13 protein-coding genes are annotated in these 13,236 nt (G+C 62.5%); 9 read left to right on the top strand and 4 right to left on the bottom strand.

Annotated features, from left to right (window positions below; all coding sequences use genetic code 11):
- Positions 1-393: 393 nt before the first annotated feature.
- The gene (locus JQ567_RS27225) at positions 394-693 is read left to right on the top strand and encodes a hypothetical protein (RefSeq protein WP_249165747.1); all 300 of its coding nucleotides are present in this window, start codon (positions 394-396) and stop codon (positions 691-693) included.
- Positions 690-1,553, top strand: coding sequence for an alpha/beta fold hydrolase (locus tag JQ567_RS27230; RefSeq protein ID WP_212441665.1), 864 nt, complete (start codon positions 690-692; stop codon positions 1,551-1,553). Before JQ567_RS27225 ends, JQ567_RS27230 begins: the two co-directional genes overlap by 4 nt.
- A gap of 14 nt (positions 1,554-1,567) precedes the next feature.
- On the opposite strand, the gene JQ567_RS27235 is transcribed toward JQ567_RS27230, so the two are convergent.
- Positions 1,568-2,833: a D-amino acid dehydrogenase gene (locus JQ567_RS27235; protein ID WP_212441666.1), complete on the bottom strand. Its 1,266-nt coding sequence runs from the start codon at positions 2,831-2,833 to the stop codon at positions 1,568-1,570.
- Between the two features lie 422 nt (positions 2,834-3,255).
- Between JQ567_RS27235 and JQ567_RS27240 the strand changes: the two genes are divergently transcribed.
- The 7 genes from JQ567_RS27240 (at position 3,256) to JQ567_RS27270 (ending at position 9,547) form a co-directional block, all read left to right on the top strand.
- Positions 3,256-4,230 carry a LysR family transcriptional regulator gene (locus JQ567_RS27240; protein ID WP_212441718.1) on the top strand — a complete coding sequence of 325 codons (975 nt, stop codon included), beginning with the start codon at positions 3,256-3,258 and terminating at the stop codon, positions 4,228-4,230.
- A gap of 92 nt (positions 4,231-4,322) precedes the next feature.
- Entirely contained in the window at positions 4,323-5,174 is an 852-nt protein-coding gene (locus JQ567_RS27245; protein ID WP_249165752.1) for an amino acid ABC transporter substrate-binding protein, read from the top strand.
- Between the two features lie 80 nt (positions 5,175-5,254).
- Positions 5,255-5,986, top strand: coding sequence for an amino acid ABC transporter permease (locus tag JQ567_RS27250; protein ID WP_212441668.1), 732 nt, complete (start codon positions 5,255-5,257; stop codon positions 5,984-5,986).
- Positions 5,987-5,990: 4 nt separating this feature from the next.
- On the top strand, positions 5,991-6,683 hold the full coding sequence (locus JQ567_RS27255; protein ID WP_212441669.1) for an amino acid ABC transporter permease: 693 nt from the start codon (positions 5,991-5,993) through the stop codon (positions 6,681-6,683).
- 9 nt (positions 6,684-6,692) lie between these two features.
- Positions 6,693-7,424 (top strand): amino acid ABC transporter ATP-binding protein, encoded by a 732-nt coding sequence (locus tag JQ567_RS27260; protein ID WP_212262949.1) that lies wholly within the window; start codon positions 6,693-6,695, stop codon positions 7,422-7,424.
- Between the two features lie 186 nt (positions 7,425-7,610).
- The gene (locus JQ567_RS27265) at positions 7,611-8,468 is read left to right on the top strand and encodes a D-amino-acid transaminase (RefSeq protein ID WP_212441670.1); all 858 of its coding nucleotides are present in this window, start codon (positions 7,611-7,613) and stop codon (positions 8,466-8,468) included.
- Between the two features lie 95 nt (positions 8,469-8,563).
- A complete protein-coding gene (locus tag JQ567_RS27270; RefSeq protein WP_212441671.1) occupies positions 8,564-9,547 on the top strand; it encodes a tripartite tricarboxylate transporter substrate binding protein in 984 nt (327 codons plus the stop codon).
- Between the two features lie 103 nt (positions 9,548-9,650).
- Here the strand turns inward: JQ567_RS27270 and JQ567_RS27275 are convergent, their stop codons facing one another.
- The 3 genes from JQ567_RS27275 to JQ567_RS27285 are packed head-to-tail and all read right to left on the bottom strand — an operon-like array spanning position 9,651 to position 12,903.
- Complete coding sequence (locus JQ567_RS27275) at positions 9,651-10,436, bottom strand: fumarylacetoacetate hydrolase family protein (RefSeq protein WP_212441672.1); 786 nt, start codon at positions 10,434-10,436, stop codon at positions 9,651-9,653.
- A 15-nt stretch (positions 10,437-10,451) separates the two neighbouring features.
- Positions 10,452-11,819 (bottom strand): LLM class flavin-dependent oxidoreductase, encoded by a 1,368-nt coding sequence (locus JQ567_RS27280; protein ID WP_212441673.1) that lies wholly within the window; start codon positions 11,817-11,819, stop codon positions 10,452-10,454.
- 31 nt (positions 11,820-11,850) lie between these two features.
- Entirely contained in the window at positions 11,851-12,903 is a 1,053-nt protein-coding gene (locus tag JQ567_RS27285) for an Ldh family oxidoreductase (RefSeq protein ID WP_212441674.1), read from the bottom strand.
- Positions 12,904-13,236: the final 333 nt, after the last annotated feature.

Consider the following 13,236-nt stretch of genomic DNA (forward strand, 5'->3'; position numbering starts at 1 on the left):
TTTGATGCCTTCAATCTTCCCTGAAAACGCAGGAGAAGAAAAGCGCGTTGACCGCGCTAACGTATGCAATCGGCTCAGCAATTGGCTGGAATTGACATCTGCGACAATTGGTCTGCCGCGGCATCCCGAGATACGGAATTTAATGGGTCGTCGTGTGCGGGAAGCATTGTTGCACGGCGTCAACGCCGTGCCGCAAACCTTGCGAGCAGGGAATGTTCGGGCCATCATGTCGCGATGTTTCCCCGATGCCGTTACTGCCGGAAACCTCCTGGAGCACATGAGTTCAGCGTTGAACGCGACTGACACTGCGGTTATCAAGGCATTCGCGACAATCCCCGCGCTGCTCGATCAGCCGCCGGCGCTGATCGTTCGCGGCCGGTTCCTCGATTGCGAATGTCTGCTCGGGCCAACCGGCCATCCTTTTCAGCCCCCATCCGTGCCGGCCGCATCGTCGACCTGACGCCCGCGCCGGTGCTGATGCGCTCCTGGCGGTTTTCCTATCGCACCTCGCCCGCGGCCTGGGCCGCGTACTGGCAACCCGCGCCGCGGCCGGGCTGGCATGATCTGCTCGCTCTGACCAAGCGCGGCGAGGCTACTATCGAGGGCGATCTGCATCCCTTCATGACGCATCTGCAATATTTCAAGGATGTGCTGGCATTGCCGCGGCAGCATTTCGCGGTGGCGGCATCATGAGCGCCTATGTCGAGCCGATGATCGGCCGCTATGTCCATGTCGACATCGGCGGCGAAATGCATCGGATCTATTTCGAGGAAAACGGCGCCGGCATTCCGCTGGTGTGCCTGCACACCGCGGGCTCCGATGCCCGGCAATGGCGGCATCTGCTCGCCGACGCGGAGTTTGCGAAGCATTTTCGGATCATCGCCTTCGACATGCCCTGGCACGGCAAATCGAATCCGCCGGCGAGTTGGACCGGCGAGGAATATCAGCTCACCACCGCGCGCTACACCGAAACCATCCGCGCCTTCTGCAAGGCGCTGAAACTGGACAAGCCGGTGGTGATGGGCTGCTCGATCGGCGGCCGCATCGTGCTCAATCTCGCGATCGATCACGCCGCCGAATTCCGGGCGCTGATTGGGTTGGAAGCCGCCGATTTTCAGGCTCCGTGGTACGATACCACATGGCTCAACCGCCCCGACGTTCATGGCGGCGAAGTCTGCGCCGCGCTGGTGTCGGGTCTGATTGCGCCTCAGGGCCCACAAGCGGCGCGGACCGAGACGCTATGGGGTTACAAGCAGGGCGGACCCGGCGTCTTCAAGGGCGATCTGTATTTCTATCGGGTCGACGGCGATCTGCGCGGCCGGGTCGAGAACATCGACACCGATGTGTGCCCGCTGTTTCTGCTCACCGGCGAATATGACTTCTCCTGCACGCCGGAAGATACCAAGCGCACGGCGGCCGCGATCAGGGGCGCCCATGTCACCATCATGGAGCAGCTCGGCCATTTTCCGATGAGCGAGAACCCCGAACAGTTTCGTCGTTACATTGAACCGGTGCTGGCCCAGATAGTCGCGTCGGCTAAAGCCACCGGCTAGCAGCCGTCGCCGCTTCAAGCCGCGCGGTGCAAGGCGAAGGGTCCGCCTTCGATCACCGGCGGCCTGCGATCAATCAAATCCGCCGTCAGCCGCGCGCTGCCGCAGGCAAGCGTCCAGCCGAGCATGCCATGGCCTGAATTGATGAACAGGCCATCAAGCGGCGACCAGCCGATGATTGGGCGGCTGTCGGGCGTCATCGGGCGAAGCCCGCACCAGGGCTGGACGTCGCCGCTCGCGTCGATACCGAGCAACTCGGCTGAAGCGTGGCGCAGCGTGTCGATGCGCCTGAAATCGATCCTGGCATCACCACTCTCGAGGTCGGCGATGCCCGCGACCCTTATCGTCGTCCGTTCGCCGGACGTGAGCGGCGCGAACACCAGCTTGCGTTCCATATCGGTGACGCTGTGGCGAAGCGCGTGGGTATCGTCAGGCGGTGTCAAGGTGATGCTGTAACCCTTGACCGGATAGATCGGCAGGTAGAATCCGCAAGCGCGCGCAAAGGCACGCGATGCCGCGCCCATGCACAGCACAAAGCGGTCCGCCTGCACACGCCCTTTTGTGGTCTCGACCGCGAAGAGGCGGCCGCCCGATCGAACCGGCCCAACCACCGGCGCGCCCAGCAGCCATTCGATGTTGCTTCGCTGCTTCATGCGGGCCGTGAGCGCGGCGCAGAACGCCGCACAATCGCCGACTTGCTCGGAGGCCGTGTAAACCCCGCCCGCGAGCTCGCGCACGTCGAGTTTGAGTCCAGGCTCCAGCGCCAGGCACTCGGCAGGTGTCAGAACCTGTTGCTGGTCATCACCGGTGCCCATCCTGGCAATTGCGGCTCGCGCCGTGTCGAATTCCTTCCGGGTCCGGAATACGACGAGCTTACCCGCAGTCTTCAATCCGAACGCGAGCCCAAGGGCCTCGGACAGCTGCGCCAACTCGCTCCGGCTCAAGGCGGCGAGCGCAAGTTGGGCGCCAATGGTCTCTTGCACGGCGTTCGAGCGGCAGGCGAGCAGGAAACGCGCGCCCCACGCCACCAAAGCAGGGTCCAAGCCGGGCCGAATGCGAATGGGCGAACCCTTCGACATCAATAGCGATGGAAGCTTCATCAACAGCGCCGGCGAGGCCAGCGGCGCCACGAAGGCGTAGCTGAGCTGGCCGCCATTCGCAGCGCTGGCGTCTGCCCCGGTGGAAACGTTGCGGTCGACGACGATGACATCATGTCCGGCTTCGGCGAGGCGCCATGCTGTGGTGAGGCCGATGACGCCGGCGCCGAGCACACAAATTTTCATTTCGATGTCTCTTTTTGAAACGGCCGCCCGATCGAAACGTAGCTTGACCGGGACGAATTGGATGGTGTGGACACCGCCAGACTAGGCCGTTCACTCGCCGCCACTGATGCGAAGGTCGCATAATGCAAAACTTGCATCATCGGCCGCGGCGTAGCACGCTAGCGATGGTGGTGGTTTTGGGCGGGTTGCGGGCCGAGTTATGACAGGGCGCCGATTGATCGGGATGGACCATTCGGCGACGGCCGGGCGCCGTGATGCAAAGCTTGCATTGGTCAAGGCGCATGCCGATTGGCTAGGTTCCGCGCATGGGGGATCACATTCTTGACCGGCAACGAGCACCCGACGCTGTTCGCTGCCTTGCGCTGCCTGGAGCGGCGCGGCAGGTCGGCGCGGCGGCGCCACGCGTCCAGGCAAGGTGCGTGATGGAGCTGCGCTGGCTGCAGGACTTCCTGATGGTGGCCGAGACCGGCAACTTTACGCGGGCGGCCGAGCGACGAAATACCTCGCAGGCCGCGTTCAGCCGCCGGATCAAATCGCTGGAGGCCTGGCTCGGCTTCGATCTGATCGACCGCAGCGTCTATCCGACACAATTGACGCCGCAGGGCGAGCGGTTTCGCGAGCATGCCGGCGAGTTGCTGCGGCAGATGCTGGACGCGCGCGTGGAGCTTGGCGGCAAGCCGGTTCGGCGTCACGAACATATAAGGATCGCGTTGCCGTTTGCGATGGCGACTTCCCGCCTGCCGCATTGGTGGCAGCTCTGGTCACAGGAACGGCGCCTGAGCTGCTCGGTCGTGGTCGGCAATATCCACGACCTCGTCACCTCGCTGGTCTCGAACAATGTCGACCTGATGATCTGTTACCACCACGCCCAGCAGCCGATCCATCTCGATCCGGACCGCTATGAACGTGCGATCCTCGGCACCGAATACCTGCGGCCCTATGCCAGCCAGGCGCTGGTGACGAAGGGGAGTGCCTCGCTGCCCGGCCGGCCGACGCATCCGGTGCCGCTTCTGATGTACTCGCCGGGCGTCTATTTTGCGCGCCTGGTCGATCTCATCCTGGAGAATGCCCCGGTTTCCGGCACCCGGGTGATCGAAAGCGATATGTCCGACGTGCTGTGCGAAATGGCGCTCGCCGGCCGCGGCGTCGCCTGGCTTCCCGAGAGCACCGTGGCGGCATCTGGCCGCAAGGGGCTGACGGCGGTCGGCGGCGACAAATGGGCGCTCCCCTTGTCGATGGTCGCGTTTCGCGATCGTATGAATAGCCAGCGGTCACTAAATCTGTTCTGGTCTGAATTGTGCAGGTATAGTGCCGGACACGATGGCGGCCATCAGGAAAGGTCCGCCGCGAGATCATCGGCCAAATCACCTTCCAGGTCGTCGAGATCGGGTAGATGAGAAATCTCAAACCCATAAGAGGGAGAACCTACGTGAAACACCGTCTGATTATCGGCTGTCTGCTTGCCGGCACGTTCTATGCCGGACCGGCGATGGCGCAACAACTCACCGGAACGTTGAAGAACATCAAGGATACCGGCGCCATCACGCTCGGCTTCCGGGACTCATCGATTCCCTTCTCCTATCTCGATGACAACCAGAAGCCGATCGGCTACGCCATGGACATCTGCTACAAGATCGTCGATGCCGTGAAGAAGGAGCTCAAGCTCGACAAGCTCGAGGTCAAGCTCAATCCGGTGACGTCGTCGACCCGCATTCCATTGCTGGCCAACGGCACCATCGATCTGGAATGCGGTTCGACCACCAACAACGCCGAGCGCCAGAAGCAGATCGCCTACACCAACACCCACTTCCTGACCGCGAGCCGTTACGTCTCGAAGAAGTCGAGCAAGATCAACTCGATCGACGATCTGAAGGGCAAAGCGGTGGTTTCGACATCGGGCACCACCAACATCAAGCAGCTGACCGAAGCCAATGCGGAGAAAAAGCTCGGCGCCAATATCATTCCGGCCAAGGACCACGCCGAAGCCTTCCTGATGGTCGAGACCGACCGCGCGGTGGCGTTCGTGATGGACGACATCCTGCTGGCGAGCCTGGTTGCCGGCTCGAAGGCGCCGGATGACTACGTGATCTCCAAGGACGCGTTCTCCAAGCCGGAGCCCTATGGCATCATGCTGCGCAAGGACGACCCGGCCTTCAAGAAGGTGGTCGATGCCGCCACCGCCGCGCTCTATACGGGCGGCGAGGGCCAGAAGATCTACGACAAGTGGTTCACCCAGAAGATCCCGCCCAAGGGCCTGAACCTGAACTCGCCGATCAGCGCGGAGCTGAAGAACCAGTACGCCAAGCCGTCTGACTCGCCGGATCCGGACGCCTACAAATAAGCAAATAGGTGCTTCTGCCCATGCAATGGCCCAACCATTGCATGGGCACGTTTCAGTGGCGCAGCGGACGGTAGGCCTACGTGAATTATAATTGGAACTGGAGCATCTTCTTCGACCCGGCCCCGGGCGGGACCGGGACCTATTTCCATATGCTGCTGTCGGGACTGTGGCTTACCATCCAGACCGGCATCTTCGCCTGGATCATCGCGCTGATATTCGGCTCGATTGTCGGCGTCTTGCGGACGCTGCCGTCGAAGACCGCCTACTGGATCGGCTTCGCCTGGGTCGAATTCTTCCGCAACATGCCGCTCCTGGTGCAGCTGTTCCTCTGGTTCTTCGTGCTGCCGGAACTGCTGCCGCGCAGCTGGGGGCTGTGGCTGAAGCAGATGCCCAATGCGCCGTTCTATACCGCGGCGATCGGGATCGGGCTGTTCATGTCGGCGCGCGTCGCCGTGCAATTGGCCGCCGGCATCGCCTCGCTGCCGCGCGGGCAAAAGCAGGCAGCGACCGCGCTCGGGCTGACCACGTTGCAGGCCTATCGCTACGTGCTGCTGCCGATTGCGTTTCGAATCATCATGCCGCCGCTGACCTCGGAGTTCCTCAACACCATCAAGAACACGGCGGTCGCGATCACCATCGGCCTGATCGAACTGACCGGCCAGGCGCGGTCGATGCAGGAGTTCTCGTTCCAGGTGTTCGAGGCTTTCACCGCCGCGACCGTGATGTATCTGTTGATCAACGTCATCGTCGTCACCGGCATGCGCTTCCTCGAACGCAGCCTGGCGATCCCCGGCTACATCACGGGGAAATAACCACATGTTCGCCAATTTCGATTTTGACGTCATCCGCCGTTCGCTCGGCTACCTGTTTCTCGACGGCATGGCGTTTACGCTGACCCTGACCGGGCTCTCTGCGCTCGGCGGGATCATCTTCGGCACGCTGATCGCGCTGATGCGGCTGTCCGGTTTCAAGGTGCTCGGCCGCATCGCCGGGCTTTACGTCGACTTCATGCGGTCGCTGCCGCTGGTGCTGGTGATCTTCTGGTTCTATTTCCTGGTGCCTTATGTCGGGCAATGGTTGACCGGCGCGTCGCGCCCGATCAGCGTCGGCGCCTTCACCTCCGCGCTCGTCACCTTCATCATGTTCGAGGCGGCGTATTTTTCCGAGATCATGCGCGCCGGCATCCAGTCGATCTCCAAGGGCCAGCCTGCCGCGGCCAATGCGCTCGGCATGACCTACGCCCAGACCATGCGCTACGTCGTGCTGCCGCAGGCGTTCCGCAACATGTTGCCGGTGCTGCTGACCCAGACCATCGTGCTGTTCCAGGACACCTCGCTGGTCTACGTGCTTTCGATGCCGGATTTCCTCGGCGCGGCGAGCAAGGTGGCGCAGCGCGACGGCCGGCTGGTCGAGATGTATCTGTTCGCGGCGGTGGTCTATTTCACGATTTCCTGCGTCGCCTCGTTCGCCGTCCGGCGCCTGCAGGCGCGTATCAGTATTGTCCGTTAGGGAACGCGCATGATCGAAATCAATCACGTCAATAAATGGTACGGGCCGACCTTCCAGGCGTTGAAGGATTGCACGACCAAGGTCGCCAAGGGCGAAGTGGTTGTCGTGTGCGGTCCGTCAGGCTCGGGCAAGTCGACGCTGATCAAATGCGTCAACGCGCTGGAGCCGATCCAGGAAGGCGAGATCATCCTCGACGGCATCAAGGTCAATGATCCCAAGACCGACCTGCCGAAGCTGCGCGCCCGCGTCGGCATGGTGTTCCAGCATTTTGAGCTGTTCCCGCATCTGAGGATCATCGAGAATCTGTGCCTGGGGCAGGAGAAGGTACTGGGCCGGTCCCATGACGAGGCGATGGCCAAGGGCGCCAAGCTGCTCGACCGCGTCGGATTGAAGGTTCATGCCAACAAATACCCGGCCGAACTGTCAGGCGGACAGCAGCAGCGTGTGGCGATTGCACGCGCGCTGGCGATGGATCCGATCGCCATGCTGTTCGACGAACCGACCTCGGCGCTCGATCCCGAAATGATCAGCGAAGTGCTGGACGTGATGGTCGATCTGGCCCGCGAGGGCATGACTATGATGGTCGTGACCCACGAAATGGGCTTTGCCCGAAAGGTGGCGCATCGCGTGATCTTCATGGATCAGGGCGAGATCGTCGAGGATGCATTGAAAGACGACTTCTTCGGCAAGCCGCGCAGCGACCGCGCGCAGAAATTCCTGTCGAAGATTCTGTCGCATTAAGCGCCACCGTCATTCCGGGATGGTCCGAAGGACCAGACCGCAGGTGCGCAATTGCGCACCGGGGAATCTCGAGATTCCGGGTTCGATGCTTCGCATCGCCCCGGAATGACCGCGAAGGTTTATCAGTACGAACAATTTGCGTATAAGGTCCGCCGCACTCACGTCATCGCCCTCAGGAGACTTCGCTTGGAACAGATCGCTTACGTCAACGGTTCATTCGTGCCCATGGCCGACGCCAAGGTGTCGATTCTCGACCGCGGCTTCCTGTTTGCTGATGGCATCTATGAGGTCGCAGCGGTGCTGGACGGCAAACTGATCGACAATGCGTCGCATCTGGCGCGGCTGGAGCGTTCGGTCGGCGAGATCGAGCTGGCACTGCCCGAGACCATCGAGCGGATTCAGGAAATCCAGAAGGAGCTGGTGACGCGCAACAATCTCGTCAACGGCATGGTCTATCTGGAAGTGACGCGTGGCGCCGACACCGGTCGCGATTTTGCGTTTCCAAAGGGCGTCAAGCCGACGCTGATCATGTTTACCTCCGTCAAGGACATCATCAACGCACCGTCGGCCAAAACCGGCATCGCCGTCATCACCGTGCCTGATCTGCGCTGGACCCGCCGCGACATCAAGAGCGTAGCGCTGCTGGCGCAAGTGCTGGCAAAGCAGGCCGCAGCCGTAGCCGGCGCCGGCGAGGCCTGGATGATCGAGGACGGCAAGGTCACCGAGGGCGGCTCGTCCTCGGCCTTCATCCTGACGCAGGACGACGTGCTGGTGACGCGACAGAACGGCAGCGAGATCTTGCCGGGCTGCACCCGCAAGGCGGTGGTCAAGCTCGCCCAAGAGCGCCAGCTCCGGATCGAGGAGCGCGCGTTTACGGTGGACGAGGCGCTCGCCGCGAAGGAAGCCTTCATCACCAGCGCCACCGTGTTCGTGCAGGCGGTGGTATCGATCGACGGCAAGAAAGTCGGGACCGGCAAGCCCGGCCCGATGACCGATCGCCTGCGCGAAATCTATGTCGAGTTCGCCAAGGCGACGGCGGTTTAGGCGCTGCCGGTCTTCGGCTTCAATATCGATGTGGGGCGCCGCCAGATTTACGGGCATACGGCCCTGATCGACCGCGAACTTTGGTGGATGCGAACATGAGAATTCGGCGCCACACGAAGAGCCTTGTTGCGTTGCTCGTGCTAGTCGCGGTTTCCGTCGTGTCGAATACGGACGCCTTCGCCGCCTATCCCGAACGGACCATCAGGATCGTGGTGCCGTTCGCACCGGGCGGCGGCACCGACGTGATCGCGCGGACGCTGGCGCAGGAGATGGCCAAGGATCTCGGCGCTTCCATTATCATCGAGAACAAGCCGGGCGCGGGCACCATCATCGGCACGCAGTCGGTCGCGGCCAGCGCGCCTGACGGTTACACGCTGTTGATGGGGACCTTTGCCAACGCGGTCAATCCAAGCCTGAACGCGAAGCTGCCTTACGATGCGCATAAGGATTTTGCGGCGGTTGCGTTGATCGCGCGTTCCTTCAACCTCGTCGTGGTCAATCCGGCGTCGCCGATCAAATCGATCGGCGACCTGATTGCGGTGGCCAGGGCCGAGCCCAATAAATTGTCGTACGGCACCTATGGCACCGGCACCTCGGCGCATCTGGCCGGCGAATTGTTCAAGCACATGGCCAAGGTCAACCTGACCACCGTGCCCTACAAGGGCGCGGCGCCCGCGATCACCGACCTGCTCGGCGGACAGATCCAGGTGATCTTCACCACGGTCGCCAGCGCCGCCTCGCTGGTCGCGGCCGGCCAGTTGCGCGCGATCGCGGTGACGTCGGCCGAGCGCTCGCCGGCCTTCCCGGAATTGCCGACGGTGTCGGAAGCCGGTGTTCCCGGTTACGCGGCCGAAGCCTGGTACGGCCTGTACGCGCCCGCCAAAACGCCGCCAGAGATCATCGACCTCCTGAACAAGTCGGCCGCCAAGGCCGTCCAGTCGGAGGCGTTCAAGAAACTCGGCGTCAACGAAGGCCTCGTCATGGTGGCAGAGCCGCCCGCAGCACTCGACCGCTATTTCAGCGTCGAGGAAACGCGCTGGCGCAAGGTGATAGAGGACGCCGGGATCAAGATCGAATAGGCGCCCTAGAGCCCCGTTCCGATGGAATTGGAACGGGGCTCTGGATTCTTGTTTTGACGCGTTTTCTTGACGCGAACCGGAGTCCACTTCGCTGGAAAACGCTCTAACGTTTATCCGCCACGAACCTGTTACGCAGGGTACCGATGCCGGTGATGTCGATCTCGACGACGTCGCCGGCCTTCAGATCCGGCGAGGCGCCGTCGGTGCCCATCCAGATCACGTCGCCCGGCCACAGCGTGAAATATTTCGTCAGTTCGACGATGAACGGCACGATGCCGAAGATCATCTCGTTGGTACGGAAGCGGCCGGTTTCCTTGCCGTTGACCCGGATCGCGGTTTCCATCCGGTCGAGGTCGACGTCGGTTTCGATCCAGGGCCCCATCGGCTTGAAGGTGTCGGCGTTCTTGGATCGCCACAGGCTGCGATCGGCCTTCTGCCAGGTCCGTTCGCTGACGTCGTTGCCGATGGTGTAGCCGAACACGCAGGACATCGCGTTGGCTTCGGTCAGGTGTTTTGCCTTCTTGCCGATGACGACGACGAGTTCACCCTCGTAATGGATTTTCTCGGTCGCGGTCGCCGGGATCACCACGTCCTCATCATGGGCGATCAGCGCGTTCTGCGCGCGATAACCGATCTCGGGGCGGTCCGGGACGTTCGGAACCGTGCCGGCCTTGTCGGCGGCTTCCTTGAGATGCTTCAGATAATTCAGGCCGACGCAATAGAACGTGCGCGGGATCAGCGGCAGTTCGATCTTCACGTCCTTGAGTGCATGGGTTTGCGCGCTGCGCTGCCATTCGCCGAACGGATCGCCGCTGACTGACATGACCTTGTCGCCCTCGACGAGGCCCCAGGATGTGTTGCCGGCGGCGGTGAATTTGAGCCAACGCATGAAGTGTCCTTTGCTTTATTCGGCTGCGGCCTGCGGCTTGGCCTTCCAGGCGCCGGCGGCGGTGCGCGGCAGGCCTAGATTCTCGCGCAACGTCTTGCCGGCATAATCCTTGTGGAACAGGCCGCGCCGCTGCAGTTCCGGCACGACATGCCTGACGAAGTCGGCGTAGGAGCCGGGCACGATGGTGGCGGCGATGACAAAGCCGTCGCAGCCGCGCTCGACGAACATCTCTTCGAGTTTGTCCGCGATCTCCTTCGGGCCGCCGACGATCGCGTCCTGCACCTGGCCGCGGCCGGAGAAGGTGACGAAGTCGCGCGCGCTGGGATTGGTCTTGCCTGAATTCTTGAGCACGCCGTCGCGAATGCCCAGGATGCCCTGCATGCTCTTGAGCTCTTCTGTTGTCAGGGGCTCGTCGAGCGGTTTGGAGGCGAAGTCGTAGTTCAACGCTTCCGCGAGCAGCGACAGCGCATCGATCTCCAGCGGCAGCTTGTTGATGATTGCCATCTTGTCTTCGGCTTCGGCCTTGGTTGCGGCGCAGACAGGCGTGGTGAGGTTGCAGAGGCGCATCTGGTCGGGGTCGCGGCCAGCCTTTACGGCTTCATTGCGAACCGCCGCATAACCTTCCTTGGCGGCGGCCACGTTGCGCGCGGCGGTAAAGATCACCTCGCCCCATCGCCCCGCAAAGCGCTGGCCGCGGCCGGACGCGCCAGCCTGGATGATGACGGGATGACCCTGCGCCGAGCGCGGCACGGTGAATGGACCGCGCGACTTGAAGAATTGGCCCTTGTGGTCGAGCCGCCTGACCTTGGCCGGATCGGCGAAGCGGCCGCTGTTCTTGTCCATGATCAGCGAGCCGTCTTCCCAGGTGTCCCAATGGCCGAGCACGACTTCCATGAATTCGTCGGCGCGGTCGTAGCGGAAGTCATGCTCGAGATGGGCATCCTTGCCCATGTTGTGGGCCTCGCCGTCATTGAGCGAGGTGACCACGTTCCAGCCGGCGCGTCCGCCTGTCATCAGATCGAGGGTGGCGAAGCGGCGCGCGACATCGAACGGCTCGAAATAGGTGGTCGAGCAGGTCGAGGCCAATCCAAGTTTCTCGGTGACCATGCCCATCGTGGTCAGTACCACGATCGGATCCATCTTCACGCAGCGGATGCCGTATTCGACCGTGTGGGCGTGGTCATTGCCGTAGCGGTCCGGCATTGCCAGGCGATCGTCGAAGAACGCCATGTGGAATTTGCCGGCTTCCAGAATCCGGGCGATCTCCTGATAGTAATCGGCCGACATCGAATCGTCGCGCGATTCCGGGTGCCGCCAGGAGCTCGGCAAATTGGTGCAGTTCTGCGCCTGCAGGAAGCCGACCATCGCCATTTGCCGTGTCATATCGTTCTCCCTGTATCGGCCAAGCGCGGCTTCATGTCAGATCGAGTTCGGCCGCGAGCTTGTACTCGCTGGCCAGCGCCCGCAATTTGTCCCAGGTCGCGTCCTCGATTTCGATGCCGGAAGCCTTGCGCTGCTGTTCGCGGATATATTCGACCTCGCCGGGATAGAACACGCCGGTGGAACCTTCGGACGTTGGCGTCTGCTTCAGATAGCGCGCGAATTCGGCGACTTCCTTCTTGAAATCCTTCAGCGGCCGGAACGCCGCGACGTTGAACACCGCCATGAAGCATCCGTCATTGTGGCGGCCGGTCGGCTCGACGCCGAAGCCCAGCCCGGTGAGCAGCCCGCACAACACCTCGACCATCGCGGCAAGGCCGCTGCCCTTGTAACCCTCGCTGCCGCCGAGCGGCAGCAGGGCGCCGCCCTTCTTGTATTCCCTGGGGTCGGTGGTGTGCCGTCCCTCGGCATCGACGATCCATCCCTTCGGGATTTCCTCGTGGCGCGACACGGCCAGCGCAATCTTGCCGGCGGCGACGGCCGAGGTTGCCATGTCAAGATAAAACGGCGCGTCGAGATCAGAGGGAACGGCAATCGAGATCGGGTTGGTGCCGAGCCGTGCCTCGCGGCCGCCGAACGGCGCCACGATCTTCGGCGAGCGGCCGGAGTCGGCGGTCGCAATGCCGATCATGCCCTCCTGCATCGCCATCAATGGATAGGCGGCGAGCCGACCGACATGGCTCTGGCGAAACACCGTGCAGGCCGCGACATTGGCGGTCTTCGCCTTCTCGATCGTCAGCGCCATCGCCTTGGCGTTGACGTGAAACCCGAAACCCCAATGGCCGTCGATCACGGTCGTGGTCGGCGATTCCTGCACGATGGTCCACTTCGCCCCGGGCACGATATGGCCGGCCTTGACGCGGTCGATATAGGTCGGGATCGCGATGATGCCGTGGGAATCGTGGCCGGCGAGGTTGGCGTTGACGCAGCCGACGGCGACCGCTTTGGCTTCCTCGTCCGATGCGCCGGCGGCCCTGAGCAGTGCCGCGCCGATGCGTGTGAGACGGTCGGCCTGAACGATCGGCATGGGTTTCCTCATCGAATGCCCGCGAGCAGCGGGTCTTGCTTGTTGTTGTCGAAGCATGGTCTCAAAGCGGTGGCGGGAGAGCAAGGGCAGAATATCCGTACCGGGCATGCCCGTGAGGCGGGCTCGCGCGGTTCGGATTTCATCTGACGAAAATTGGCTGCCGCGCCGCCCAGGCCGTTGGCCGCCGGAGGCACCGCCGCTGCCATGGCTGATAAATCGTGAACGGAACCGTAGTTCTTCGGAGGACGGCCTTGCGATGTTGGGCAGGCATTTACTCTGAATCGCAACTTCCACCCGCCAATAACGACCATTTAGGCCTCTCCCGCGCATAAA

The sequence above is a fragment of the Bradyrhizobium sp. AUGA SZCCT0431 genome (genome assembly GCF_018131065.1).
Lineage (GTDB): Bacteria > Pseudomonadota > Alphaproteobacteria > Rhizobiales > Xanthobacteraceae > Bradyrhizobium.